Source organism: Serratia sp. BNK-17 (assembly GCF_048684935.1).
In the GTDB taxonomy this organism is placed as follows: domain Bacteria; phylum Pseudomonadota; class Gammaproteobacteria; order Enterobacterales; family Enterobacteriaceae; genus Serratia; species Serratia nematodiphila.
This window is the reverse complement of record NZ_JBLQTR010000001.1, coordinates 1,750,011-1,774,858: the sequence shown is the minus strand read 5'-3', so window position 1 is coordinate 1,774,858 and position 24,848 is coordinate 1,750,011. Positions and strand designations below refer to the sequence as shown.

Genomic DNA, 24,848 nt, shown 5'->3' with positions numbered 1-24,848 from the left:
TCTAGATAGAAAATGCCGCATGTTGGCTAAAGAGTCAACAGGAAAATGAGGGGAATAAGATGATTAATCCTCACCCGCTCAACGAGGGAATTTCATGATCGCGACAAAGATAAGTATGGCAGGAAAAGCCAAGGGGCGCGGTGAACCCGCGCCCGCAGAGGATTAAAGCAGCTGCGCCAATCGGTTAAGGTCTGACTGGATCGCGCCGGCGGTGACGTCGCGGCCGGCGCCCGGCCCGCGGATCACCAGCGGATTATCGCGATACCAGCGGCTTTCGATGGCGAACACGTTGTCGCACGGCAGCAGCGAGGCCAGAGGATGCTCAGGGCGCACCGCCTCCACGCCGACCCGCGCCTTGCCGTTGGCGTCGAAACGCGCCACGTGGCGCAGCACCAGGCCCATTTCGCTGGCGGCCTCAAAGCGCTGCTGCATCTGCTGGTTCAGCGCCTCACCGTTCTCGAAGAACTGATCGACAGAGCCCAGCTCGCAGCCCGCCGGCACCAGCGACTCGACCCGCACCTGGTTCGGTTCGATGTCGTAGCCCGCTTCGCGCGCCAGGATCACCAGCTTGCGCATCACGTCCTGGCCGGAGAGATCGACCCGCGGATCCGGTTCGGTCAGCCCCTGCTGCCAGGCCTGATCCACCAGCTCGGTGAACGGCACCGTGCCGTCATACTGCAGGAACAGCCAGGAGAGCGTGCCGGAGAAGATGCCGCTGATCGCCAGAATGCTGTCGCCGCTGTCGCGCAGATCGCGCACCGTGTGGTTGACCGGCAGGCCGGCGCCGACGGTGGCGTTATACAGCCAGTGGCGGCCGGTTTTGGCGAAGGCGTCGCGAATTTGGCGATAGCTGTCGCTGCACGAGGCCCCCGCCAACTTGTTGGCGCTGATCACGTGGAAACCGTAGCTGGCGAAATCCAGATACTGCCCGGCCAGCTCTTCGCTGGCGGTCACGTCAAGCACCACCAGATCGTCGAACGGGTGCGCGCGCATCCACAGGAACAGCGATTCTTCATCCAGCTCCTGCGCTTCGTCCTCAAAGAATGCCAGCGCGCGGCTGGCGTCCAGCCCGTCATAGTTCAGCAGGCTGCGGCGGCTGTCCACCACCCCCGCCAGGATAAATTCGAAGCCGCTGCGCGCGGAGATATTGGTCTGCTCACGGGCGAACAGCTCCAGCCAGCGCGAGCCGATATTGCCCTTGCCGAACAGCACCAGACCGATGCGCTTCTCGGCGCGGAACAGGCTTTGGTGCAGCCCCTGGATCAGCAGCGCGGTCGGCCCCTGGCGCAATACCGCCACCAGGCTGATGCCATCTTCCGCCTGCCAGATGAACTCGACCGGCTGATCTTTCAACTGCTGATAGAAACGGTGGCTGTGCAGCGGGTTCTTGCACACCCCGGCGCCGACCATCGCCACCAGCGCCAACCCTTCACGCAGGCGCAGCTCGCCTGGCAGCGCCGCGGCCTGCAGCGTCGCCAGCGCGCTGTTGACCACCTCGGAGGTGTAACACAGCTGCACCAGGTTGCGGTCAGGGTGGATGCCCACCGCCAGCGGTTTTATCTGCGCGCGCTTGAGCACCAGATCCAACTCTTTCTGCGCCAGTTTGAAGTCATGTTGAGCGGCGACGTGCAGTTCAATCAGGCACACATCGTCGTGGCTGGTGACAATCTTGGCGCCGGTGCCGGAAGCCAATACGCGCTCGATGCGCGTCGAGCCCTGCTCCGGCTGATAGCTGCAGCGCAGCTGAAGATCGATATCGCTGCCGGAGACCGGCTGCAGGGTACGGGTGTGCAATACCGGCGCCGCCAGGCGCGCCAGCTCGCTGGCTTCGTCCAGACGCAGCAGCGGCAGCAAGCAGGCGTCTTTCACCTTGCGCGGATCGGCGCTGTATACCCCGGCCACGTCGCTCCAGATGGTGACGCGCGCAGCGCCGGCCAACGCGCCGACCTGAGTGGCGGAGTAGTCGCTGCCGTTACGCCCCAACAACACGGTTTCCCCAGCGTCGTTGCGCGAAATGAAGCCGGTCACCACCAGGCGTTTGCCCGGATGTTGAGCCATCAATTGCTGCAGCAGCGGGTAAGAACGGCCTTCATCCACCTGCGGCTGCGCGGCGCGCTCGGCGCGCAGGAAATCACGCGCGTCCAGCCAGGCCGCCTGCATATCCAGCTGATTAAGCACCGCCGCCATCAGGCGCGCCGACCAGATCTCGCCGTGCCCGACCACTTCGGCATAGCATACCTCGTCGACGTTGCCGTCCAGCAGCCCCGCCAGACGTTCCAGATCCTGAATGAACTCGGCGATCAGCGGCTCGGCGCTTTCCGGCGGCAACAGGCCGCTGATAAGATCGCTATGATAGCGACGCAACGTCTGCTGCACCTGATGCGCAGACAGGCGATCGCTCTGGCTGAGCTTCAGCCAGTTGATCAACTGGTTGGTGGTACTGCCGGCGGCCGATACCACCATCATGTCGCCCGGCTGGCTGTATTCCGCCATAATCCCGGCCACACGCAGATAACACTTCACATCCGCCAGACTGCTGCCGCCAAACTTGTGCAGTTGACGCCCGCTCACCGGCCCTGCTACAGCAATTGCATTCATGCTTACCTCGTTGCCGCCGCCTGGAAAGCGCGTTCCAGATCGGCAATCAAATCTTCACTGTCTTCAATACCCACGGAAATGCGCAGCAGGCTCTCGGAGATGCCGGCCGCTGCCCGCGCCTCCGCCGCCATGCCGGCGTGAGTCATGGTCGCTGCATGCGAGATCAGGCTTTCTACGCCGCCCAACGATTCTGCCAGAGTAAACAGCTCAAGGGCAGAGAGAAAACGGCGCAGCACCGCTTCATCGCCGTCCAGTTCAAAACTCAGCATCGCGCCGAAACCGCGCTGCTGACGACGGGCGATCTCATGCCCCGGATTCTCCGGCAGGGAGGGATGATACAGCTTTTTCACCAGCGGTTGCTGCTGTAAATAGTCAACAATCGCTTCAGCGTTTTGTTGCGCCGCCTTGATGCGCGGCGACAGCGTGCGCATGCCGCGCAGCAACAGATAACTGTCGAACGCGCCGCCGGTCACGCCAATGTTGTTCGCCCACCAGGCCAGCTCGACCGCCAGCTCGGGATCTTTGGCAATCACCGCCCCGGCCACCACGTCCGAATGCCCGTTCAGGTATTTGGTGCAAGAATGGACCACCAGATCGGCACCGAGTTCGATCGGCTGTTGCAGGGCCGGGCTGAGGAAGGTGTTGTCCACCACCGTCAACGCGCCCGCCGCATGCGCGGCAGCGCAGATCGCCGCGATGTCCACCACCCGCAGCAGCGGATTGCTGGGGCTTTCTATCAGCACCAGCTTCGGCTTCTGCGCCAGCGCCTGCTGCAGGGCTTCTTCATTACCCTGATCGACGAACAGCACGCGATAGGCGCCGCGCTTGCTCAGGCTGTCGAACAGCCGATAGCTGCCGCCGTAGCAGTCGTGCGGCGCCACCAGCAGATCGCCGGGCTTCAACAACACGGTGGTCACCAGATGGATCGCCGACATCCCGCTGCCGGTCATCACCGCGCCGGCGCCGCCTTCCAGCTCCGCCAACGCGCGCTGCACTACGTCGCGCGTCGGGTTGCCGCGTCGCGAGTAGTCATGGGCTCGGGGTTGGTTGAAGTCGGTAAAGTTATAGGTGCTGGACAAATGAATCGGCGGGACAACGCAGCCGTACTGTTCGTCGTCGTTCAGGCCGCTGCGTACGGCAATCGTGGCTGGTTTACGCGTCATGGGCTCGCTCGGCTCTCGGTTCGGTGGATGAGGCCTAAAGAGTAATCGCAGGATTGATAGACGTCAATACATCTGGACATCTAAACTTCTTTGCGTATAGATTGAGCAATGACACAATACCCGCTAAAATTATGCCGATATGACATGACGATAAGATGTTAAGCGGCAATGCCTGGCCGAAGCGGGGCATTCAGTGACCCTGGTCGCGTAAAATTGACATTTATTTAGTGAGAACAGTGAAGATCGGGCATAATTGGCCGGTTTTTAGAATTTTGTAATTTTTCTGACAAAGTTAAGGTGTCCCATGGCTGAGTGGAACGGCGAGTATGTCAGCCCTTACGCTGAACACGGTAAAAAAAGCGAGCAAGTCAAAAAGATCACGGTATCCATTCCGCTGAAGGTCCTGAAAATCCTTACCGACGAACGGACCCGTCGCCAGGTGAACAACCTGCGCCACGCCACCAACAGCGAACTGCTGTGCGAAGCGTTTCTGCATGCCTTTACCGGCCAGCCGCTGCCGAACGATGAAGACCTGCGCAAAGAGCGCAGCGATGAAATCCCGGAAGCCGCAAAAGCGTTGATGCGCGAACTGGGTGTCGATCCCGATACCTGGGAATATTGAGAACCGCCCGGCGAACGCCGGCGGCAGAAAAGAAAAAGGCGCCCAGGGCGCCTTTTTCATCGGTCGATAAGAAATCTTATTTCTTAGCGCCTGGTACGCTGAAACGCTTGTTGAAGCGGTCAACGCGGCCACCGGTAGCAACGTCACGCTGCTTGCCAGTGTAGAACGGGTGGCATGCGCCACAAACGTCCAGGTTCAGATCGTGGCCCACGGTGGAGCGGATCTTCATCACGTTACCGCAAGAGCAGTTAGCAGTAACTTCTTCGTATTTTGGGTGGATACCTTGTTTCATGGGAAACCTCAGTTAAGGCCGTGTCGCTATCCAGCCCTGTTTCGCCAGACACCACACGTGGTTGATAATAGAATTTTGGTATCGAATTATACCAAAGGCGGCAAATTATACAGCATTAGCCGGGGCGCGCAATCGGAACCGTACATTTGCCGATGCGCCGTGTAAACTGATGCCCACTTTTTTTCAATTTGGATGAGATCATGCCCGTCGTACACGTTGCTTTGCCGGTCCCCCTCGCCCGCACCTTCGACTATCTGCTGCCGCCCGGCATGCAGCCGGTGGCCGGCGCGCGCGTGGGCGTGCCGTGGGGCAGGCAGCATGCAATCGGCATCGTCACCGGCTGCAGCGACACCAGCGAACTGCCGCTGGACAAGCTCAAACCGATCGACAGCGTGATCGACACCGAGTCGCTGTTCTCCCCCAGCCTGTGGCGCATCCTGCGCTGGGCCAGCGATTACTATCACTATCCCATCGGTGAAGTGCTGTTCCATGCGCTGCCGATCCTGCTGCGCCAAGGCAAACCGGCCGAGGCCGCGCCGCTGTGGCAGTGGTTCGCCACCGAAGAGGGGCGCGCCACGCCGCCCGAAAGCCTGAAACGCGCGCCTAAACAGCAGCAGGCGCTGGCGGCGCTGTTGCAACGCCCGGTCTATCGCCATCAGGTCAGCCAGCTTGAGCTGACGGAAAGCGCTCTACAGGCGCTGCGCGCCAAAGGGCTGATCGACCTGCGTGCTCAGGTCGCGGCCACGCAGGACTGGCGCCCCAATTTCGCGGTGCTTGGCGAGCGGCTGCGGCTGAATACCGAACAGGCCACCGCCGTCGGGGCGATCAGAAGCGAGGATGAGCAGTTCGCCGCCTGGCTGCTGGCCGGGGTCACCGGCTCCGGCAAGACCGAGGTGTATCTCAGCGTGCTGGAGAACGTGTTGGCCAAAGGCCGGCAGGCGCTGGTGCTGGTGCCGGAAATCGGCCTGACGCCGCAAACCATCGCCCGCTTTCGCGAGCGCTTCAACGCGCCGGTGGACGTGCTGCACTCCGGGCTGAACGACAGCGAACGGCTGGCGGTTTGGCTGCGCGCGCGCAGCGGCGAAGCCGCGATCGTCATCGGCACCCGCTCGGCGCTGTTCACGCCGTTCCGGCAACTGGGCGTAATCATCATCGACGAAGAGCACGACAGCTCTTATAAACAGCAGGAAGGCTGGCGCTACCATGCCCGCGATCTGGCGGTGTTTCGCGCCCGGGAAGAGGACATCCCGATGGTGATGGGCTCCGCCACGCCGGCACTGGAAACGCTGCACAACGTGCAGCTGGGCAAATATCGCCAGTTGAAGCTCACCCAACGCGCGGGCAACGCCAAACCGGCGGCGCAGCACCTGATCGATCTGAAAGGGTTGCCGCTGAAGGTCGGCCTGTCACAGCCGCTGTTGAAGAGCATGCAGCACCATTTAAAAGCCGGCAATCAGGTGATGCTGTTCCTTAACCGCCGCGGCTATGCCCCGGCGCTGTTGTGCCACGAATGCGGCTGGATCGCCGAGTGCCAGCGCTGCGATCACTATTACACCTTCCACCAGCATCAGCGCCAGCTGCGCTGCCACCACTGCGACAGCCAGCGACCGGTGCCGCACCAATGCCCGCAGTGCGGCTCCACCCACCTGGTATCGGTCGGCGTCGGCACCGAACAGCTGGAGCAGGAGCTGGCGCCGCTGTTCCCCGACACGCCGATCACCCGCATCGATCGCGACACCACCAGCCGCAAAGGGGCGCTGGAGCAACACCTGGCGGATATTCATCGCGGCGAAGCGCGCATTCTGATCGGCACGCAAATGCTGGCCAAGGGCCACCATTTTCCCGACGTCACGCTGGTGGCGTTGCTGGACGTGGACGGCGCGCTGTTCTCCGCCGACTTCCGCTCCGCCGAGCGTTTCGCTCAGCTGTATACCCAGGTCTCCGGCCGGGCGGGCCGCGCGGGCAAACAGGGTGAAGTGCTGCTGCAAACCCACCACCCGGAGCACCCGTTATTGCAGGTGCTGCTGCAACAGGGTTACGACGCCTTCGCCAAACAGACGCTGGCGGAGCGCAACAGCGTGTTTCTGCCGCCCTACACCAGCCACATCATCGTGCGCGCCGAAGATCACGATAACCAACAGGCCCCGCTGTTCCTGCAGCAGCTGCGCAATCTGTTGGAAGCCAGCCCGCTGAAGGACGATTCGCTGTGGGTGATGGGCCCGGTGCCGGCGCTGCAGTCCAAACGCGGCGGCCGTTTCCGCTGGCAGTTGCTGCTGCAGCACCCGACGCGGCGCGTCCTGCAACAGCTGATGAAAAGCTCGCTGCCGCTGATCGGCACCCTGCCGCAAACGCGCAAGGTGAAATGGACGCTGGATGTCGATCCGATCGACAGCTGATCCCGGAAAAGTCCGATTTAGCTGCCGCAGTGCAAACGTTTACCCTTGAAATTGCGAGCGAACGCTAAAAAACCTTCTCAGGTCACATTTTTTATGCAAATTAGGTAACAAAGGCGGGGCGTATTCTGTTTAGAATGTCTGCGAGGGCAAATTTTGTCGCCACATCGCAGCGCGACGGAGTGCCCGAACGCGAGTGGCGCTCAATGACAACAATCTCGCCACCGCATGCCGGACATTGTGAGCAAACAGCAGTAGTGGCGTCGGCATGGGGCTGACGCAAGGAGAAAGGCGTTGGAACACAAGAAAGAGTTATCCATGGCGACCATGAAAGACGTCGCCGAAATGGCGGGCGTTTCAACGGCTACCGTATCGCGTGCGCTGATGAACCCGGAAAAGGTGTCAACGCCAACGCGCCAGAAAGTGGAACAGGCCGTGCTGGCCGTGGGTTATTCTCCTCATGCTCTGTCACGCAATATCAAACGCAACGAATCTCGCACCATCCTGGTGATCGTGCCCGACATCTGCGATCCGTTTTTCGCCGATGTGATCCAGGGGATCGAACAGACCGCGGCCCAACAAGGTTATCTGGTTCTGATCGGCGACTGCGCGCAGCAAAATCAGCAAGAGCGCACCTTCGTCAATCTGATCATCACCAAACAGATCGACGGTATGCTGCTGCTGGGCTCCAACCTGCCGTTTGACGCCAGCAAGGAAGAGCAGCGCAACCTGCCGCCGATGGTGATGGCCAACGAGTTTGCCCCTGAGCTGGAACTGCCGACGGTGCACATCGATAACCTGACCGCCGCCTTTGAAGCCGTGCATTATTTGCATCAATTGGGCCACCGGCAGATCGCCTGCGTCGCCGGGCCGGAACAGATGCCGCTGAGCCATTATCGGCTGCAGGGTTACGTTCAAGCGCTACGTCGTAATGGCATTACCGTCGAAAGCAGCTATATTACCCGGGGTGATTTTACCTACGAAGCCGGCGCGCAAGCGCTGACGGCGCTGATGGCTCAGCCGAAACCGCCGACGGCGGTGTTCTGCCACAGCGACGTCATGGCGATCGGCGTGCTGTCCCAGGCGAAGAAAATGGGGCTGCGGGTACCGCAGGATCTGTCGATCGTCGGCTTTGACGACCTCAAGCTGGCGCAGTATTGCGATCCGCCGCTGACCACGGTGGCGCAGCCGCGCTTCCAGATCGGCCAGCAGGCGATGTTGCTGCTGCTGGAGCAGTTGAACGGCCAAACGGTGGCCAGCGGCTCCCGGCTATTGGACAGTGAATTGATTATCAGAGGCAGCACCGCTGCCCCGAAACGCTAGTCAAATATTTTAGGGTTCAGTAACATGACGGACTTATCCTCTCATCAGGACACAGCGGAATAATAGTGGCACAAAAAGACTATGTAAGCCGTGGGCGCGCAGCAGGAGCTAAGCGTAAAACCCCCAGCCGTAAAAAACGCAGTTCTCCGAAGGTTTCCAAAACCGTGCTGGCGTTAGCCGCCGCGTTGCTGGTTGTCTTTGTCGGTGGCCTCTATTTCATTACGCACAACAAGCCGGAAGACGCGCCGTTGTTGCCTGCACACACCACTCGCCCAGGCAACGGCCTGCCGCCGAAGCCGGAAGAGCGCTGGCGCTATATCAAAGAGCTGGAAAACCGGCAGATCGGCGTGCAAACCCCGACCGAACCGACGGCCGGCGGCGAGCTCAATTCCAAAACTCAGCTGACCGCCGAACAGCGGCAGTTGCTGGAACAAATGCAGGCCGACATGCAGCAGCGTCCGACGCAGCTGAATGAAGTGCCGTATAACGATCCGGGCCAGGCCAACGCGCGCAGCAACCGCCAGCAGCAGCAGATGCAACAACCGCAAATGCAGCAGCAGCCGGTACAGCAACAGCAGCAGGTCACTCAGCCACCGCGCAACCCGTTCAACAACGGGGCCACCACCGCGCCGGTGCAGCAGCACCAGCAGCCGAAGCCGGCCACCCAGCAACCGGTGCAGGTGAAACAGCCTGAGCCGAAGCCGCAACCGAAGCCGGAGCCCAAACCGGAAGTGAAACAGGAAACGGCCAAGCAGGACACCAAACCGGAATCGAAACAGAAGTGGATGGTGCAATGCGGTTCGTTCCGCGCCACCGATCAGGCTGAATCCGTACGGGCGCGCCTGGCGTTCGAAGGCATCGAGAGCCGCATCACCGCCGGCGGCGGCTGGAATCGCGTGGTGCTCGGCCCCTACAGCAGCCGCGCCGCAGCGGACAAAACCCTTTCGCGCCTGAAGGGCGTCGGCATGTCGAGTTGCATTCCCCTCTCCGTTGGGGGTTGAAAAGCGTCAATCCCCCCCCATCTATACTCTCAATATGCCTCGTAGCGTCTGCGAAAGCAGGCGCTGCGGGGACTTCTTTCCGTCTTTAACGAGGGTCTGCTCGTGACAACAATTGTAAGCGTACGCCGCAACGGCCAGGTCGTCATCGGTGGTGATGGCCAGGCAACCCTGGGTAATACGGTGATGAAGGGTAACGTCAAGAAAGTGCGTCGCCTGTATAACGACAAAGTGATCGCCGGTTTCGCCGGTGGCACCGCTGACGCCTTCACGCTGTTTGAACTGTTTGAACGCAAACTGGAAATGCATCAAGGCCACCTGGTGAAAGCCGCCGTCGAGCTGGCGAAAGACTGGCGCACCGACCGCATGCTGCGCAAGCTCGAAGCGCTGCTGGCGGTCGCCGATGAAACCGCCTCGCTGATCATCACCGGCAACGGCGATGTGGTGCAGCCGGAAAACGATCTGATCGCCATCGGCTCCGGCGGCCCGTACGCCCAGGCCGCCGCCCGCGCCATGTTGGAAAATACCGAACTGAGCGCCCGCGACATCGTTGAGAAATCCCTCAACATCGCCGGCGACATCTGTATTTACACCAACCATTTCCACACCATTGAAGAATTGCCTTCCAAAGCGTAAGGATCGAATACCATGTCTGAAATGACCCCGCGCGAGATCGTCAGCGAACTGGACAGCTATATCATTGGCCAAAACAAGGCCAAACGCGCTGTCGCCATTGCCCTGCGCAACCGCTGGCGCCGGATGCAGCTCAACGAGATGCTGCGTCACGAAGTGACCCCGAAAAACATCCTGATGATCGGCCCGACCGGCGTCGGTAAAACCGAAATCGCCCGCCGTCTGGCGAAGCTGGCCAACGCGCCGTTCATCAAGGTTGAAGCCACCAAGTTCACCGAAGTGGGCTATGTGGGCAAAGAAGTGGACTCCATCATCCGCGATCTAACCGATGCCGCCATCAAAATGGTGCGCATGCAGTCGATCGAGAAAAACCGCACCCGCGCCGAAGAGTTGGCCGAAGAGCGCATTCTCGACGTGCTGATCCCGCCGGCCAAAAACAACTGGGGCCAGCCGGAAGAAAATCAGGAACCGTCCGCCGCCCGCCAGGCATTCCGCAAGAAACTGCGCGAAGGCCAGCTGGATGACAAAGAGATCGAAATCGATCTGGCCGCCGCGCCGATGGGCGTGGAAATCATGGCGCCTCCGGGCATGGAAGAGATGACCAACCAGCTGCAGTCGATGTTCCAGAACCTCGGTGGCCAGAAGCAAAAACCGCGCAAGCTGAAGATCAAAGAAGCCTTCAAGCTGCTGGTGGAAGAAGAAGCCGCCAAGCTGGTGAATCCGGAAGAGCTGAAAGAGCAGGCGATCGAAGCGGTTGAGCAGCACGGCATCGTGTTTATCGATGAGATCGACAAAATCTGTAAGCGCGGCGGCCAAAGCTCCGGCCCGGATGTCTCGCGCGAAGGCGTGCAGCGCGATCTGCTGCCGCTGGTGGAAGGCTGCACCGTGTCCACCAAGCACGGCATGGTGAAGACCGACCACATCCTGTTCATCGCTTCCGGCGCGTTCCAGACCGCCAATCCGTCGGATCTGATCCCGGAACTGCAGGGCCGCCTGCCGATCCGCGTTGAGCTGCAGGCGCTGACCACCGAAGACTTCGAGCGCATCCTGACCGAGCCGAGCGCGTCGCTGACCGAGCAGTACAAAGCGCTGATGGGCACCGAAGGCGTCAACATCGAGTTCACCGCCGACGGCATCCGCCGCATCGCCGAAGCCGCGTGGCAGGTCAACGAAAGCACCGAGAACATCGGTGCGCGTCGTCTGCACACCGTGCTGGAGCGTCTGATGGAAGATATTTCCTACGATGCGAGTGAAATTAATGGCCAATCCATTACAATTGATGCGGATTACGTGCGCAGTCATCTGGATGAACTGGTGGCGGATGAAGATTTGAGTCGTTTTATCCTATAATCGCTCAATCATTGTCTTGTCAGTCATCTGTGTGGGAGGCATTGCCTCCCACAATTATTTCTAACGGACACCGCAACTTACTGACAGAAGCGAAACATGAGCTCATCAACCTCCACCACCCCGATTTCCGCCTGGCTCGAAAGTCTACGCCCCCGCACCCTGCCGTTGGCCTTTGCCTCCATCGTGGTCGGCTCGGCGATCGCCGCCTGGCACGGCAGCCTGAAACCTGAAGTGGCGCTGCTGGCGCTGGTGACCGCCGGTCTGCTGCAGATCCTCTCCAACCTGGCGAATGACTACGGCGATGCGGTCAAAGGCAGCGACAAAGAAGATCGCATCGGGCCGTTGCGCGGCATGCAAAAGGGCATGATCACCCAGGCGCAGATGAAACGGGCGCTGGTGGTGACGGTGGTGCTGATCGCCATAGCCGGTTGTTCGCTGATCGCCGTCGCCTGCGAGCAACCCAGCGACGTGGTGGGTTTCCTGGTGCTGGGCGGGCTGTCCATCGTGGCGGCCATCACCTATACCGTCGGCAACAAGCCCTACGGGTATTTGGGGCTGGGCGATATCTCGGTGTTGGTATTCTTCGGCTGGCTGAGCGTGGCCGGCACCTACTATCTGCAGACGCACACCTTCGACAGCGTCGTGATGCTGCCCGCCACCGCCTGCGGCCTGCTGGCGACGGCGGTGCTCAACATCAACAATCTGCGCGATATCGAAAGCGATCGCGAAAACGGCAAGAATACGCTGGCGGTGCGTCTCGGCCCGCACAAGGCGCGCATTTACCACGCCCTGCTGCTCGGCAGCGCGGTGCTGTGTTTCGCGCTGTTCACGCTGTTCAACCTCCACAGCCCATGGGGTTGGCTGTTCGTGCTGGCGATCCCGCTGCTGGCGCGCCACGGCCTGCGCGTGCTGCGCGATCCTACGCCGGTCGGTATGCGGCCGATGCTGGAGCATATGGTCAAGGCGGCGTTGCTGGCCAATCTGCTGTTCGCCATCGGCGTGGCGCTCAGTTAAAAACTGATGATTTTGCCAACAGGGCGAATAAAGGGATATACTGAACATTCCAGCGGCAAACAGACGTAAAATCCTATGAAATACGATACTTCCGAACTTTGCGACATCTATCATGAAGAGGTGAACGTTGTTGAACCTCTGTTCTCCAATTTTGGCGGGCGTACTTCATTTGGCGGGCAGATCACCACGGTGAAATGCTTTGAGGATAACGGCCTGTTGTTCGATCTGCTTGAAGAAAACGGCCGCGGCCGCGTGCTGTTGGTCGACGGCGGCGGTTCGGTACGCCGGGCGCTGATCAACGCCGAACTGGCGCGCCTGGCCGCCCAGAACGAATGGGAAGGCATCGTGGTGTACGGCGCGGTGCGCCAGGTGGACGATCTGGAAGAGCTCGACATCGGCATTCAGGCGATGGCGGCAATCCCGGCGGGTGCCGTAAGCGAAGGCGTGGGCGAAAGCGATATCCGCGTCAACTTCGGTGGCGTCACCTTCTTCTCCGGCGACCACCTGTATGCCGACAACACCGGCATCATCCTCTCCGAAGACCCGCTCGACATCGAGTGATTCTCGGACATGAAAAAGGGCGCCTCAGGCGCCCTTTTCGTTGCTGCATGGCGTAAGGAATCAAACCTCTTCCATTTTGCCCAGCAGCGCGCGCAGGCGATCTTGCCATACGTGCTGTTCTTCTTTCAGCTGTTGGTTTTCACGCACCAACGCTTCGTGGTTGCCGGAGGCAGCCTGAACTTCCTGCGACAGAGAGTTGTTTTTGTCTTTCAGCTCTTCAATTTCCATCTGCAACAAGGTGATGGTATCAATCGCCTGCTGTACTTTTGCTTCCAGTTTCTCAAATACTTCAAATGACATGCTTCAGTCCCCTCATGATAGCAAGGCGTACATCTATAAGTAGCGGCCGCAACGTCGGCTGCAGCTACTGCGAATATTGCATCGCGCTCAGTGACGCGCGCCGTTACGAAAGGCGCGCCGGTCTCGATTCGTTAAAAACGATTGTAAGTAGCCAGTCTCCGCCTGTCTAGCAACATACCGGATCATCGCGCAGTCTGTTGCAATTTTCCTGCCCCCGCCATCAGCAAAAACTGAAAATCCCCATCGCCGCCGCCGCGAGTTGTTAACGCCCCTCGCTAAACCACTGGTCAGATCACACTTTTATGGCTCAGAAAGAACACTAAACGACGCGAAATCGCTCAATTTTATGACGCGCCACACACATTTTGATTTCGCTATTTCTCGTTTATGTTCGTTAACGATAAATTTACATCACGTCCTCATTCAATAATTGGACGAGATGAAAAAACTGTGCCCATAGGTCAGATGTATACCTGGCTGAGCCTATAAACCAACAACCGCCGTTTTGCAGGACACCAACATTATGAGCCAAACCACCAGTCCGACATTAAAAGGCCAGTGCATCGCCGAGTTCCTCGGCACGGCGCTGCTGATCTTCTTTGGCGTAGGCTGCGTTGCCGCGCTGAAACTGGCGGGCGCCAGCTTCGGCCAGTGGGAAATCAGCATCATTTGGGGCCTGGGCGTCGCCATGGCCATCTATCTGACCGCCGCCATTTCCGGTGCGCATCTCAACCCGGCGGTCACCCTCGCCCTGTGGCTGTTCGCCTGCTTCGACGGGCGCAAAGTGGTGCCTTATATCATTGCGCAGGTCGCCGGCGCCTTCTGCGCCGCGGCCTTGGTCTACGGACTGTACTATAACCTGTTCTTCGACTTCGAAGCGGCCCACCACATGGTGCGCGGCAGCAACGAAAGCCTCGAACTGGCCGGCATCTTCTCGACTTACCCTAACGCGCACATCTCCGTCGGCCAGGCCTTCCTGGTAGAAATGGTGATCGCTGCAATCCTGATGTGCCTGATCCTGGCGCTGACCGACGACGGCAACGGCATTCCGCGCGGCCCGCTGGCGCCGCTGCTGATCGGTATTCTGATTGCCGTGATCGGCGCCTCCATGGGACCATTGACCGGCTTTGCGTTGAACCCGGCGCGTGACTTCGGGCCGAAACTGTTCGCCTACCTGGCCGGCTGGGGCAAAGTCGCCTTCACCGGCGCACGCGACATCCCGTACTTCCTGGTGCCGATCTTCGCCCCTATCGTCGGCTGTGGCCTGGGCGCTTTCGGTTACCGCGCGCTGATTGGCCGCCACCTGCCGTGCGACGTCTGCGTGACGGAAGAAGAGCCCGACGCCAAGACCCAACAGCGTAAAGCGTGATGGGTGCAGTTTTACACGGTTAACAACAGCAGGATAATTACCATGACTGTAGAAAAAAAATACATTGTCGCACTCGACCAAGGGACCACCAGCTCACGCGCCGTCGTGCTCGATCACGACGCCAACATCGTTGCGGTATCGCAGCGCGAATTCCCGCAGATCTACCCAAAAGCCGGCTGGGTTGAGCACGACCCGATGGAGATCTGGGCGTCGCAAAGCTCGACGCTGGTAGAAGTGCTGGCGAAGGCCGACATCAGTTCCGATCAGATCGCCGGCATCGGCATCACCAACCAGCGCGAAACCACCATCGTCTGGGAAAAAGAGACCGGCAAGCCGATTTACAACGCCATCGTTTGGCAGTGCCGCCGCACCGCCGACATCTGCGAGAAGCTCAAGCGCGACGGCCTGGAAGAGTACATCCGTCACAACACCGGCCTGGTGGTTGACCCGTACTTCTCCGGCACCAAGGTGAAGTGGATCCTGGACAACGTCGAAGGCGCCCGCGAGCGCGCCAAGCGCGGCGAACTGCTGTTCGGCACCGTGGATACCTGGCTGGTGTGGAAAATGACCCAGGGGCGCGTACACGTCACCGATTACACCAACGCCTCACGCACCATGATGTTCAACATCCACGAACTGGACTGGGACGAGCGCATGCTGGAAGTGCTGGATATCCCGCGCGCCATGCTGCCGAAAGTCCGCCCGTCCTCCGAAGTGTACGGCCAGACCAACATCGGCGGTAAGGGCGGCACGCGTATTCCTATCGCCGGTATCGCCGGTGACCAGCAGGCGGCATTGTACGGCCAGCTGTGCGTTCAACCGGGCATGGCGAAGAACACCTACGGCACCGGCTGCTTCCTGCTGATGAACACCGGCAAAGAAGCGGTGCGTTCGAAAAACGGTCTGCTGACCACCATCGCCTGCGGCCCACGCGGCGAAGTGAACTATGCGCTGGAAGGCGCGGTGTTCATCGGCGGTGCGTCTATCCAGTGGCTGCGCGACGAGCTGAAACTGATCAGCGACGCCGCCGACTCCGAATATTTCGCCACCAAGGTGAAAGACAGCAACGGCGTCTATGTGGTGCCGGCCTTCACCGGCCTGGGCGCGCCCTACTGGGATCCGTATGCCCGCGGCGCCATCTTCGGCCTGACCCGTGGTGCCAACAGCAACCACATCATCCGCGCCACGCTGGAATCCATCGCCTTCCAGACCCGTGACGTGCTGGACGCCATGCAGGCCGACGCCAACACCCGCCTGCAATCGCTGCGCGTGGACGGCGGCGCGGTCGCCAACAACTTCCTGATGCAGTTCCAGTCAGATATTCTCGGCACCCGCGTAGAACGCCCTGAAGTGCGTGAATCGACGGCGCTGGGCGCGGCGTTCCTGGCGGGCCTGGCCATCGGCTACTGGAACGATCTGGATGAAGTGAAGAGCAAAGCGGTGGTTGAGCGTGAATTCCGCCCAAGCATCGAAACCACCGAACGCAACTACCGCTACAGCGGCTGGAAAAAAGCGGTGGCTCGCGCTCAGGCATGGGAAGATCACGAGTAATCCCGAAGCTGCCGTTTCGCCAACAAGCGCTGCCTGCGGGCGGCGCTTTTTTTGCCCCGCCCTGCCGCCACCGCGCTGTGATAGACTTTGTCGATATTTTCCTCCCTTTCTCACAGACAGGTTTGCCATGAAACGTGAATTAGCCATCGAATTCTCCCGCGTTACCGAAGCCGCCGCGCTGGCGGGCTACAAATGGCTGGGGCGCGGCGACAAGAACGCCGCCGACGGCGCGGCGGTCCACGCCATGCGCATCATGCTCAACAAAGTGGATATCGATGGGCGCATCGTGATCGGCGAAGGCGAGATCGACGAAGCGCCGATGTTGTATATCGGCGAGCAGGTCGGTACCGGCCAGGGCGACGCGGTCGACATCGCGGTCGATCCGATCGAAGGCACCCGCATGACCGCCATGGGCCAGTCCAATGCGCTGGCGGTATTGGCGGTGGGCGATCGCGGCACCTTCCTGCACGCGCCGGACATGTACATGGAGAAGCTGGTGGTCGGCCCGGCGGCGCGCGGCGCCATCGATCTCAACCGGCCATTGGCAGAAAACCTGCAGAACGTCGCCGAACGACTGGGCAAACCGCTGTCGCAGCTGACGGTGATCGTATTGGCCAAACCGCGCCACGACGGCGTCATCGCGCAGATGCAGCAATTGGGCGTGCGAGTATTCGCCATTCCTGACGGCGACGTAGCGGCCTCCATTCTCACCTGCATGCCGGAAAGCGAGGTCGATGTGATGTACGGCATCGGCGGCGCACCGGAAGGGGTGATCTCAGCCGCGGTGATCCGCGCGCTGGACGGTGACATGCAGGCGCGTTTGCTGCCGCGTCATGAGGTGAAAGGCGACAGCGCCGAAAACCGCCGCATCGGCGAACAGGAGTTAGCCCGCTGCCGGGAGATGGGTATCGAAGCCGGCCAGGCGCTGCGTCTGGATCAGATGGCGCGCAACGACAACGTGATCTTCTCCGCCACCGGCATCACCAAGGGCGATCTGCTGGAAGGCATCAGCCGCCAGGGCAACATGGCCACCACCGAAACGTTGCTGATCCGCGGCAAGTCGCGCACCATCCGCCGTATTCGTTCGACCCACTATCTGGATCGCAAAGACCCGGCGCTGCACGAGTTTCTGCTGTAACGAAACAGGGCGCCGAATGGCGCCCTGATGATTGATGACAAACCTCATGCCCTTGCCGTGTTGGCAGAGAACAGCGAATAAAAAACAAGGAAAATCAATTTATTGATTTTCGGCTGATAACCACAAAGGGGAGAAAAACCCCGCTTTTTCTCCCCTTTGTCAACGGTATGAGGGCGCCGAATGGCGCCCTGTCGTTATGCGGTATGCCCCTGATGCTGCATACGATTGGACAGCGGCCACCAGCACAGCAGGATCAGCAGCGCCATCGCGAACATCAGCAAGCCGAGGCTGAACTGCCCGGTTTGCGGCAACATGGCGGACAGCCAGGTCGCCAGACCGGACCCCATGTTCTGCATCCCGCCCACCAGTGCGCCCGCCGCGCCGGCCAGGTAAGGGAACGGCTCCATCGCCCCGGTGGTCGCCAGCGGGAACAGCATGCCGGCGCCGAAGAAGAACAGCGCGGCCGGCACGATCAGCGTCCAGATGTTCATCACGCCGAACCAGCCCGGGATCCACATCATCGCCCCCGCCAGCAGGCAGCTAATCACCGAATGCCACATCAGCGTGTGGAAGGTCTTGCCGTCGCGCCCGGCGTACCAGGCGCCGAAAAACGCCGCCGGGATCGGCAGAATGAACAGGATGCTGACGGTCAGCCCACTCAGCCCCAACACGCCGCCCATCAACACGCCGCAGCTGGCCTCGAATACCGCAATCCCCGCCAGCGCGCCGATCAGCATCACCAGATAGCAGCTGAAGGTGCTGTCACCCAGCAGCTGGCGGAAACTGGCCAGCATGCGACGTTTTTCCGTTTGCACCGGGCGGGTTTCCGGCAGCCAGCGGAACATGGCGAAGGCGACGCAGGCGCACAGCGCCAGCAGGAAGGCGTAGCAGGCGCGCCAACCGAACACCATCGCCAAAGCGCCACCGATCACCGGCGCCAGCAGCGGGCTGACCAAAATCCCCATGTTCAACAGGCTGTTGGCGTAGCGCAGTGCGGTGCCGGCATACAGATCGCGCGGCATGGTGCGCGCCATCACGCCCGCCACGCCGGTGCCCATGCCCTGAATCGCGCTGGCGGCGACCAGCATCGTCAGGTTGGTGGACAGCAGTGCGCCCAGCGCACCGACCAGGAAGATCATCATGCCGGTCAGGATCACCGGGCGGCGCCCGATCCGATCCGATATCGGCCCGTAAATCAGCTGGGAGAAACCGTAGGTCAGCAGATACGCCGCCATCACCCGTTGCACGGCGCCGGTGCGAACCGACAGATCGTGGGCGATATCAGCAATAACGGGAACATAAATGGTTTGCGCCATCTGGCCGACGGCGACCAACAGGATAAGCATCACCAACAGGTGAAAATTCTCTAGTTTTCTCATTATCTTCGTTAACGTTTCAACTCGTCACAGCGTCCCGGTATGGCCGTTGCAGCAGCCAGAACGGCGAGCAGCCCTCTATGGCGGCATAAACTAATCAAATCTGATTTTTTTAGCGAGTTTCAGGCAGATATTGATCCAGGTCACACTGGCAGCAAACCCGACCAGGCTCGTAAATTAAACTGTACGTCTAACGCTTTGGAGTTAAAAATAGCGCCCTTGCAGTAGCCGCGCTTTAGCATTTAATCGATAATTATTTTCATCAACTTGAAATAAAATAACACCATAGGGATTTGGTTCATGAAAACACCTGAGCTGATTTTATTGCAGTTAAAGGCTCTCGGCCCGCACTCGGCCAAAATGCTGGCGGAGCGTCTGGACATCACGCCGATGGGCATCCGACAACATCTGCAATCCCTGGAAAAACGTGAGTTGGTTTGTTACGAAGAAGCGCGCAGCAAGGTCGGCCGCCCGACGCGCTACTGGTCGCTGACAGCGCGAGGGCACGCTTTTGCGGCCGCCGATCAGGAACGGCTGCGGGTATCCGCGCTGCGGCTGTTTGGCGGCGCCGGCGTGGAACCGTTGCTGAACGCGCGCGAAGAGCAGCTTTATCTGCGTTATGCCGAAGAGCTGTCTGCCGAGCGCAGCCACCAAGAGCGGTTAGCCCGATTGGTGCGTCTGCGGCAACATGATGGTTACATGGCCGAATTGCTCGATCATCCGCACGGTGCGCTGTTGGTGGAAAACCACTGTCCGATCGGCGTGGCCGGTTCCAACTGCAGCAGCCTGTGCAATTCCGAGCTGCAGCTGTTTCACCGCCTGTTCGGCAACGACTATCGGATAGAGCGCACCACGCACGCCATTTCCGGCTCACGACATTGTGCTTATTTGATTCGACCACGGGAGCTTTAGAGTATGGCTGAATGGGTAAACGGCAAGGTTACGCAGGTAAAACAATGGACCGACGGGCTGTTCAGCCTGGTGGTCAATGCCCCCATCGATCCTTTCACCGCCGGGCAATTCGCCAAACTGGCGCTGGAGATCGACGGCGAACGAGTGCAACGCGCCTACTCCTACGTCAATGCCCCCGATGACGCCAACCTGGAGTTCTATCTGGTGACGGTGCCGGAAGGCAAACTGAGCCCGCGCCTCAATCAGCTGCGGCCAGGGTCGGATGTCATGGTGACCAAAGAAGCCGCCGGCTTCTTCGTGCTGGATGAGGTGCCCGACTGCGACACGCTGTGGATGCTGGCGACCGGCACCGCCATCGGCCCCTATTTATCGATTCTGCAGCAAGGTGTCGGCCTGGAACGCTTTAACAACCTGGTGCTGGTGCACGCCGCGCGTTTCGCGCGCGATCTGAGCTACCTGCCGCTGATGCAGCAACTGCAGCAACGCTACAACGGCAAGCTGCGCATCCAGACCGTCGTCAGCCGTGAAGAAACACCCGGCTCACTGACCGGCCGCGTGCCGGCGCTGATCGAGGACGGCCGGCTGGAAGCGGCGATCGGCTTGACCATCGACGCCGAAACCAGCCACGTGATGCTGTGCGGCAACCCGCAGATGGTGCGGGACACCCAGCAAACGCTGAAAGACCACCGCCAAATGCGCAAGCACCTGCGCCGCAAACCGGGCCACATCACCAGCGAGCACTACTGGTAACCCGAGGATCAGCGGAACTTCACCGGTTCGGCTTCCGGGCCGAACCGATTGTCTCCCGGCGTGCCGACGAAGGCGCCCAGATCGATAGTCATCATCACGATAATCAGCGTCGGGATGAAACGCCCGACGCCCCATTGCCAGATCGGCGCCAGCATTTGCCAGTTGCCCGCCGCCAGCATCCACGCCAGGATCAGCAGCAACGCCCACCAGCCGGCCTTGTTGCGATCGTGCAGACGTTTGACCAGCACCGCCGCCGTCGGCCACAGCAGCGCCACGATAAAGAAGGCGATGGATTGGATGGCGATCAATTGATAATTGGCCAGCGTAAACGCCGCCGCCATTAGCGCCAACCACAGCCCCATCCAGATCCAGAAGTCGCGCCGCCCGATGCGGCCCTTAAAAGAAAAACACCACTGTTGTAACGTCATCGATTCCTGCGCTCTAAGCCTGCCCATATTCTGCGACGCAGTGTAACATAGGCGCTGCCGGGCCGAGTTTTCCGCCTTGCATAACGCGGCGCGCCGCACAGCTTTCTCGTCAGCGAACCGATAATGGCGTGGGATCTTTGACAAGGCCCGCGAGTTATCGCTTTAATCGGAGCCATCTTTGTCCTTGATGCCATACGCCATGCTGAGAAAAACCCTCGCCATCGCCTGCCTGCTGCAGGCCGCCGCCAGCGCCTGGGCCGAACCGCCCGCCGCCGAAGCGAAACCGACCGCGCCTTACCTGCTGGCCGGGGCGCCGACCTTCGATCTGACGGTGGTCAAATTCCGCGAGAAATACAATCGCGACAACCCGAAGCTGCCGATTGGCGAATTCCGTGCCATTCCCGCCGCCGAAGACGATTCGCCGCTGCTGACGCGCGCCGCCAGCAAACTCAACGAAAACCTGTATGCCTCCACCGCGCTGGAGAAAGGCACCGGAAAAATCAAAACGTTGCAGATCACGCATCTGCCGCTGCAGCAGGCCAATGAAGAAAAAGCCGCGCGCGCCATCGCCATCAACTACATGGCGGCGCTGATGCGCCAGTTCGAACCGGCATTGACGGTGGAACAGAGCCAGAACAAGGTGAACAGCCTGCTGGAAAAAGGCAAAGGATCGCGCTTTTACCAACAGCAGGTCGGCGCCATTCGCTATGTCGTCTCGGACAACGGCGATAAAGGCGTAACCTTCGCGGTTGAACCGATTAAGCTGGCGCTTTCCGAGCCGTAACGGCGCGGCATTTAATGACGAAAAGCAAAGCCTTCGCGCTTAATGATCTCTATACTGTTGGGCAGGTAAACTGCCGGTCCGGCAGTTGTCATTTCGACTCTCGCGTTCCCTAGTTGGAGGAAAAAACATGCGTCATCCATTAGTTATGGGTAACTGGAAGCTTAACGGCAGCACTCACATGGTCAACGAACTGATCGCCGGTCTGCGCAATGAGCTGAGCAGCGTTGACGGCTGTGGCGTCGCCATCGCCCCGCCGGTGATGTATCTGGATCAGGCCAAGCACGCGCTGGCCGGCAGCCGCATCGCGCTGGGCGCGCAGAACGTGGACGTTAACCTGTCCGGCGCCTTCACCGGTGAAGTTTCCGCCAACATGCTGAAAGACGTCGGCGCTCAGTACATCATCATCGGCCACTCCGAGCGTCGCACCTACCACAAAGAAAGCGACGAAGTGATCGCCGAGAAATTCGCCGTGCTGAAAGAAGCCGGTCTGATCCCGGTGCTGTGCATCGGTGAAACCGAAGCGGAAAACGCCGCGGGCAAAACCGAAGAAGTGTGCGCGCGCCAGATCGACGCCGTGCTGAAAACGCTGGGCGCACCGGCGATGAAAGGCACCGTGATCGCCTATGAGCCGGTCTGGGCCATCGGTACCGGCAAATCCGCCACCCCTGCGCAGGCGCAGGCCGTGCACAAATTTATCCGCGATCACATCGCCAAGCACGATGCCGCGGTTGCCGCTGAAATCATCATCCAGTACGGCGGTTCGGTGAACGACAAGAACGCCGCAGAGCTGTTCTCCCAGCCGGACATCGATGGCGCGCTGGTTGGCGGCGCCTCGCTGAAAGCCGACGCTTTCGCCGTGATCGTCAAAGCCGCTGCCGCAGCGAAAAAAGCCTGATTGCCTTAGGCTTGCCATAAAAAAACCCCGGCTTGCCGGGGTTTTTTATTGCCGTTTAAACGGCATCAGCGTTTGCTGATTTCGTCGAATACGCCGCCGGTGGCGAAGTGCACCTTCTGCGCTTCGGTCCAGCCGCCGAAGGTGTCATCCACGGTGAACAGCTTCAGCTGCGGGAACTGCCCGGCGAACTTGGCCGCCACCGCCGCATCGCGCGGGCGGTAATAGTGCTGTGCCGCGATAGTCTGCCCTTCCGGCGAATACAGATATTTCAGGTAGGCGGTCGCCACCTCGCGGGTACCGCGTTTGTCGACCACCTTATCCACCACCGACACCGTCGGTTCGGCCAGGATCGATTCGCTCGGGGTGATAATCTCGAACTTGTCTTTGCCCAGCTCTTTCTCCGCCAGCAGCGCTTCGTTTTCCCAGGCGATCAGCACGTCGCCGATGCCGCGCTCAACGAAGGTGTTGGTCGAGCCGCGCGCGCCGGAATCCAGCACCTCGACGTTCTTGTACAGGTTTTTGACGAAGTCCTGCGCCTTGGCCTTATCATTGTTGTTGTGATGCAACGCGTAGCCCCAGGCGGCCAGGTAGTTCCAGCGGGCGCCGCCGGAAGTTTTCGGGTTTGGTGTGATCACCGACACGCCCGGCTTGATCAAATCAGGCCAGTCATGAATCTGTTTCGGGTTGCCTTTGCGCACCAGGAAGACGATGGTCGAGGTGTAAGGCGCCGAATTGTCCGGCAGGCGTTTGATCCAGTCTTTCTCGATGCGCCCGCGTTCGGCGATAGCGTCGACGTCATAGGCTAACGCCAGCGTCACCACGTCGGCCTCGATGCCGTTGATCACCGACGTCGCCTGCTTGCCGGAGCCGCCGTGCGACTGGCGCACCGTCACCTTGTCGCCGGTTTCCGCCTGGTAGTGCTTGCTGAATGCCGTGTTGTAAGCCTGATAGAACTCACGCGTCGGATCGTATGACACGTTCAGCAACTGAATATCCTTCGCCATGGCGCCGGACGCCAACAGCACCAATGTCAGACCTACACCCCATTTACGCATCGACAGGCTCTCCCAGAAAATTAAGCGCAACCTCAATCGGTTGATTTAGCATCAGAGCCTGCCAGAAACTTTCCCGGCAACTAAAGAATAAAAAATTTTGGGATAGATGATTCTGGAATATGTCACCGGCGAGCATAAAAAAGCCCCCGGGAGCGGAGGCTTTTTTGTCGTGCGCTGAGTGGCGTATCAGTACAGCTTTTTCGCCGTTTCCAGCCAGTCGCCCTTGAACGGACGCTTCATGTTTTCGATCGCGTCGATGATGTCGTGGTGCACCATTTTTTCGTTCTGGATACCGACGCAGCGGCCGCCGTAACCCTGCAGCAGCAGTTCGATGGCGTAGGCGCCCATGCGCGAGGCCAGGATGCGGTCATAGGCGACCGGCGAACCGCCGCGCTGAATGTGGCCCAGCACGGTGGCGCGGGTTTCACGCTTGGTTTCCTGCTCGATGTGGCGCGCCAGCTCATCGATGTCGCAGATGTGCTCGGTGATCGCCACGATGGCGTGTTTTTTGCCTTTGGCGATGCCGGCCTTGATTTCGCACACCAGATCTTCGCGGTTGAATTCGATTTCAGGCAGCACGATAAATTCGCAGCCGCCGGCAATCGCCGCCGCCAGCGTCAGATCGCCGCAGTAACGGCCCATCACTTCCACGATGGAGATACGCTGGTGCGACGAGGAGGTATCGCGCAGGCGGTCGATCGCTTCCACCACGGTTTCCAGCGCGGTGAAGTAACCGATGGTGTAGTCGGTGCCGGCGACATCGTTATCGATGGTGCCCGGCAGACCGATGCACGGGAAGCCTTCTTCCGTCAGGCGTTTGGCGCCCATGTAGGAACCGTCGCCGCCGATCACCACCAGCGCGTCGATGCCGCGATTCTTCAGGTTTTCAATCGCCTTGGCGCGCACGTTTTCATCCCTGAATTCCGGGAAGCGGGCCGAACCGAGGAAGGTGCCGCCACGGTTGATCATGTCGGACACGCTATAGCGATCCAGCTGCTCCATGCGATCTTCGTACAAGCCAAGGTAGCCATCGTAAATACCAAAAACTTCCAGACCTTCTGAAAGCGCAGAACGCACAACGCCGCGGATTGCAGCGTTCATACCCGGCGAATCACCGCCGCTCGTCAGTACACCGATTTTCTTGATCATGACTACCTCTGAACTGTGTAGATGCAATTTCTTAAGAATTCTGTCTCCGCCGATCGTCTTGAAACCTCTCCGGCTGCAGAAAACCAGCTTTATGGCTTATTGCTGGATATTATATCAAAAACACCCAGCTGAATTGATTCAAGTCACGCAATATAACGGTTAAAACACCGCATGGCACGCTGAGCTAACTCAGA

23 protein-coding genes are annotated in these 24,848 nt (G+C 60.0%); 15 read left to right on the top strand and 8 right to left on the bottom strand.

Annotation, left to right across the window (positions count from 1 at the left end; all coding sequences use genetic code 11):
- Positions 1 to 162 precede the first annotated feature (162 nt).
- Together ACMGF7_RS08510 and metB are read right to left on the bottom strand one after the other, a co-directional pair.
- The gene (locus tag ACMGF7_RS08510) at positions 163 to 2,598 is read right to left on the bottom strand and encodes a bifunctional aspartate kinase/homoserine dehydrogenase II (RefSeq protein ID WP_015379412.1); all 2,436 of its coding nucleotides are present in this window, start codon (positions 2,596 to 2,598) and stop codon (positions 163 to 165) included.
- Positions 2,599 to 2,600: 2 nt separating this feature from the next.
- Positions 2,601 to 3,761 (bottom strand): cystathionine gamma-synthase, encoded by a 1,161-nt coding sequence (gene metB, locus ACMGF7_RS08505; RefSeq protein WP_015379413.1) that lies wholly within the window; start codon positions 3,759 to 3,761, stop codon positions 2,601 to 2,603.
- 304 nt (positions 3,762 to 4,065) lie between these two features.
- Here metB and metJ point away from each other — a divergent pair, with 304 nt between their 5' ends.
- Positions 4,066 to 4,383, top strand: a complete 318-nt coding sequence (metJ, locus tag ACMGF7_RS08500; protein WP_004931076.1) for a met regulon transcriptional regulator MetJ — start codon at positions 4,066 to 4,068, stop codon at positions 4,381 to 4,383.
- A 76-nt stretch (positions 4,384 to 4,459) separates the two neighbouring features.
- Here metJ and rpmE read toward each other — a convergent pair whose 3' ends face one another.
- On the bottom strand, positions 4,460 to 4,675 hold the full coding sequence (gene rpmE, locus ACMGF7_RS08495; RefSeq protein WP_004931078.1) for a 50S ribosomal protein L31: 216 nt from the start codon (positions 4,673 to 4,675) through the stop codon (positions 4,460 to 4,462).
- A 200-nt stretch (positions 4,676 to 4,875) separates the two neighbouring features.
- On the opposite strand from rpmE, the gene priA reads away from it, so the two are divergent.
- The 7 genes from priA (at position 4,876) to rraA (ending at position 12,947) form a co-directional block, all read left to right on the top strand.
- Positions 4,876 to 7,071: a primosomal protein N' gene (gene priA, locus ACMGF7_RS08490; protein WP_004931080.1), complete on the top strand. Its 2,196-nt coding sequence runs from the start codon at positions 4,876 to 4,878 to the stop codon at positions 7,069 to 7,071.
- 291 nt (positions 7,072 to 7,362) lie between these two features.
- Complete coding sequence (gene cytR / locus ACMGF7_RS08485) at positions 7,363 to 8,391, top strand: DNA-binding transcriptional regulator CytR (protein ID WP_004931082.1); 1,029 nt, start codon at positions 7,363 to 7,365, stop codon at positions 8,389 to 8,391.
- A 65-nt stretch (positions 8,392 to 8,456) separates the two neighbouring features.
- On the top strand, positions 8,457 to 9,392 hold the full coding sequence (gene ftsN, locus ACMGF7_RS08480) for a cell division protein FtsN (RefSeq protein ID WP_197800727.1): 936 nt from the start codon (positions 8,457 to 8,459) through the stop codon (positions 9,390 to 9,392).
- Positions 9,393 to 9,494: 102 nt separating this feature from the next.
- Positions 9,495 to 10,025: an ATP-dependent protease subunit HslV gene (hslV, locus tag ACMGF7_RS08475; protein WP_004931085.1), complete on the top strand. Its 531-nt coding sequence runs from the start codon at positions 9,495 to 9,497 to the stop codon at positions 10,023 to 10,025.
- Between the two features lie 12 nt (positions 10,026 to 10,037).
- Complete coding sequence (gene hslU, locus ACMGF7_RS08470; protein WP_004931086.1) at positions 10,038 to 11,372, top strand: HslU--HslV peptidase ATPase subunit; 1,335 nt, start codon at positions 10,038 to 10,040, stop codon at positions 11,370 to 11,372.
- A 96-nt stretch (positions 11,373 to 11,468) separates the two neighbouring features.
- Positions 11,469 to 12,386, top strand: coding sequence for a 1,4-dihydroxy-2-naphthoate polyprenyltransferase (locus tag ACMGF7_RS08465; RefSeq protein ID WP_197764045.1), 918 nt, complete (start codon positions 11,469 to 11,471; stop codon positions 12,384 to 12,386).
- A gap of 75 nt (positions 12,387 to 12,461) precedes the next feature.
- Positions 12,462 to 12,947 (top strand): ribonuclease E activity regulator RraA, encoded by a 486-nt coding sequence (rraA, locus tag ACMGF7_RS08460; protein WP_004931090.1) that lies wholly within the window; start codon positions 12,462 to 12,464, stop codon positions 12,945 to 12,947.
- 60 nt (positions 12,948 to 13,007) lie between these two features.
- Here the strand turns inward: rraA and zapB are convergent, their stop codons facing one another.
- Positions 13,008 to 13,247: a septal ring assembly protein ZapB gene (gene zapB / locus ACMGF7_RS08455; protein ID WP_004931092.1), complete on the bottom strand. Its 240-nt coding sequence runs from the start codon at positions 13,245 to 13,247 to the stop codon at positions 13,008 to 13,010.
- Between the two features lie 523 nt (positions 13,248 to 13,770).
- Between zapB and ACMGF7_RS08450 the strand changes: the two genes are divergently transcribed.
- The 3 genes from ACMGF7_RS08450 to glpX all read left to right on the top strand — a co-directional run bounded on the left by ACMGF7_RS08450 (position 13,771) and on the right by glpX (position 17,305).
- A complete protein-coding gene (locus ACMGF7_RS08450) occupies positions 13,771 to 14,616 on the top strand; it encodes an MIP/aquaporin family protein (RefSeq protein ID WP_015379417.1) in 846 nt (281 codons plus the stop codon).
- Positions 14,617 to 14,658: 42 nt separating this feature from the next.
- The gene (gene glpK / locus ACMGF7_RS08445; RefSeq protein ID WP_049240816.1) at positions 14,659 to 16,167 is read left to right on the top strand and encodes a glycerol kinase GlpK; all 1,509 of its coding nucleotides are present in this window, start codon (positions 14,659 to 14,661) and stop codon (positions 16,165 to 16,167) included.
- Between the two features lie 127 nt (positions 16,168 to 16,294).
- Positions 16,295 to 17,305: a class II fructose-bisphosphatase gene (glpX, locus tag ACMGF7_RS08440; RefSeq protein ID WP_016929713.1), complete on the top strand. Its 1,011-nt coding sequence runs from the start codon at positions 16,295 to 16,297 to the stop codon at positions 17,303 to 17,305.
- Positions 17,306 to 17,499: 194 nt separating this feature from the next.
- On the opposite strand, the gene emrD is transcribed toward glpX, so the two are convergent.
- Positions 17,500 to 18,684: a multidrug efflux MFS transporter EmrD gene (gene emrD, locus ACMGF7_RS08435; RefSeq protein ID WP_004931102.1), complete on the bottom strand. Its 1,185-nt coding sequence runs from the start codon at positions 18,682 to 18,684 to the stop codon at positions 17,500 to 17,502.
- A 297-nt stretch (positions 18,685 to 18,981) separates the two neighbouring features.
- On the opposite strand from emrD, the gene ACMGF7_RS08430 reads away from it, so the two are divergent.
- Positions 18,982 to 19,593, top strand: a complete 612-nt coding sequence (locus ACMGF7_RS08430; RefSeq protein ID WP_049240820.1) for a helix-turn-helix transcriptional regulator — start codon at positions 18,982 to 18,984, stop codon at positions 19,591 to 19,593.
- Between the two features lie 3 nt (positions 19,594 to 19,596).
- Complete coding sequence (gene fpr, locus ACMGF7_RS08425; protein WP_004931107.1) at positions 19,597 to 20,343, top strand: ferredoxin--NADP(+) reductase; 747 nt, start codon at positions 19,597 to 19,599, stop codon at positions 20,341 to 20,343.
- Positions 20,344 to 20,351: 8 nt separating this feature from the next.
- Here fpr and ACMGF7_RS08420 read toward each other — a convergent pair whose 3' ends face one another.
- Positions 20,352 to 20,771 (bottom strand): DUF805 domain-containing protein, encoded by a 420-nt coding sequence (locus ACMGF7_RS08420; RefSeq protein ID WP_049240821.1) that lies wholly within the window; start codon positions 20,769 to 20,771, stop codon positions 20,352 to 20,354.
- Between the two features lie 199 nt (positions 20,772 to 20,970).
- Between ACMGF7_RS08420 and ACMGF7_RS08415 the strand changes: the two genes are divergently transcribed.
- Together ACMGF7_RS08415 and tpiA are read left to right on the top strand one after the other, a co-directional pair.
- Complete coding sequence (locus ACMGF7_RS08415; RefSeq protein WP_021504458.1) at positions 20,971 to 21,555, top strand: DUF1454 family protein; 585 nt, start codon at positions 20,971 to 20,973, stop codon at positions 21,553 to 21,555.
- Between the two features lie 127 nt (positions 21,556 to 21,682).
- Positions 21,683 to 22,450, top strand: a complete 768-nt coding sequence (gene tpiA, locus ACMGF7_RS08410) for a triose-phosphate isomerase (RefSeq protein WP_004931113.1) — start codon at positions 21,683 to 21,685, stop codon at positions 22,448 to 22,450.
- Between the two features lie 65 nt (positions 22,451 to 22,515).
- On the opposite strand, the gene ACMGF7_RS08405 is transcribed toward tpiA, so the two are convergent.
- Together ACMGF7_RS08405 and pfkA are read right to left on the bottom strand one after the other, a co-directional pair.
- Positions 22,516 to 23,505 (bottom strand): sulfate ABC transporter substrate-binding protein, encoded by a 990-nt coding sequence (locus tag ACMGF7_RS08405; RefSeq protein WP_015379419.1) that lies wholly within the window; start codon positions 23,503 to 23,505, stop codon positions 22,516 to 22,518.
- Between the two features lie 186 nt (positions 23,506 to 23,691).
- The gene (gene pfkA, locus ACMGF7_RS08400; RefSeq protein ID WP_004931116.1) at positions 23,692 to 24,654 is read right to left on the bottom strand and encodes a 6-phosphofructokinase; all 963 of its coding nucleotides are present in this window, start codon (positions 24,652 to 24,654) and stop codon (positions 23,692 to 23,694) included.
- Positions 24,655 to 24,848 lie beyond the last annotated feature (194 nt).

What these genes read in the sequence shown, in the direction of transcription:
- emrD (WP_004931102.1), bottom strand. Translation starts at nt 18,684, where the DNA reads ATGAGAAAACTAGAGAATTTTCACCTGTTGGTGATGCTTATCCTGTTG.
- ACMGF7_RS08430 (WP_049240820.1), top strand. Translation starts at nt 18,982, where the DNA reads ATGAAAACACCTGAGCTGATTTTATTGCAGTTAAAGGCTCTCGGCCCG.
- glpX (WP_016929713.1), top strand. Translation starts at nt 16,295, where the DNA reads ATGAAACGTGAATTAGCCATCGAATTCTCCCGCGTTACCGAAGCCGCC.
- tpiA (WP_004931113.1), top strand. Translation starts at nt 21,683, where the DNA reads ATGCGTCATCCATTAGTTATGGGTAACTGGAAGCTTAACGGCAGCACT.
- pfkA (WP_004931116.1), bottom strand. Translation starts at nt 24,654, where the DNA reads ATGATCAAGAAAATCGGTGTACTGACGAGCGGCGGTGATTCGCCGGGT.
- ACMGF7_RS08510 (WP_015379412.1), bottom strand. Translation starts at nt 2,598, where the DNA reads ATGAATGCAATTGCTGTAGCAGGGCCGGTGAGCGGGCGTCAACTGCAC.
- ACMGF7_RS08420 (WP_049240821.1), bottom strand. Translation starts at nt 20,771, where the DNA reads ATGACGTTACAACAGTGGTGTTTTTCTTTTAAGGGCCGCATCGGGCGG.
- fpr (WP_004931107.1), top strand. Translation starts at nt 19,597, where the DNA reads ATGGCTGAATGGGTAAACGGCAAGGTTACGCAGGTAAAACAATGGACC.
- zapB (WP_004931092.1), bottom strand. Translation starts at nt 13,247, where the DNA reads ATGTCATTTGAAGTATTTGAGAAACTGGAAGCAAAAGTACAGCAGGCG.
- ACMGF7_RS08415 (WP_021504458.1), top strand. Translation starts at nt 20,971, where the DNA reads ATGCTGAGAAAAACCCTCGCCATCGCCTGCCTGCTGCAGGCCGCCGCC.
- glpK (WP_049240816.1), top strand. Translation starts at nt 14,659, where the DNA reads ATGACTGTAGAAAAAAAATACATTGTCGCACTCGACCAAGGGACCACC.
- priA (WP_004931080.1), top strand. Translation starts at nt 4,876, where the DNA reads ATGCCCGTCGTACACGTTGCTTTGCCGGTCCCCCTCGCCCGCACCTTC.
- metB (WP_015379413.1), bottom strand. Translation starts at nt 3,761, where the DNA reads ATGACGCGTAAACCAGCCACGATTGCCGTACGCAGCGGCCTGAACGAC.
- ACMGF7_RS08465 (WP_197764045.1), top strand. Translation starts at nt 11,469, where the DNA reads ATGAGCTCATCAACCTCCACCACCCCGATTTCCGCCTGGCTCGAAAGT.
- ACMGF7_RS08405 (WP_015379419.1), bottom strand. Translation starts at nt 23,505, where the DNA reads ATGCGTAAATGGGGTGTAGGTCTGACATTGGTGCTGTTGGCGTCCGGC.
- rraA (WP_004931090.1), top strand. Translation starts at nt 12,462, where the DNA reads ATGAAATACGATACTTCCGAACTTTGCGACATCTATCATGAAGAGGTG.
- hslU (WP_004931086.1), top strand. Translation starts at nt 10,038, where the DNA reads ATGTCTGAAATGACCCCGCGCGAGATCGTCAGCGAACTGGACAGCTAT.
- ACMGF7_RS08450 (WP_015379417.1), top strand. Translation starts at nt 13,771, where the DNA reads ATGAGCCAAACCACCAGTCCGACATTAAAAGGCCAGTGCATCGCCGAG.
- rpmE (WP_004931078.1), bottom strand. Translation starts at nt 4,675, where the DNA reads ATGAAACAAGGTATCCACCCAAAATACGAAGAAGTTACTGCTAACTGC.
- metJ (WP_004931076.1), top strand. Translation starts at nt 4,066, where the DNA reads ATGGCTGAGTGGAACGGCGAGTATGTCAGCCCTTACGCTGAACACGGT.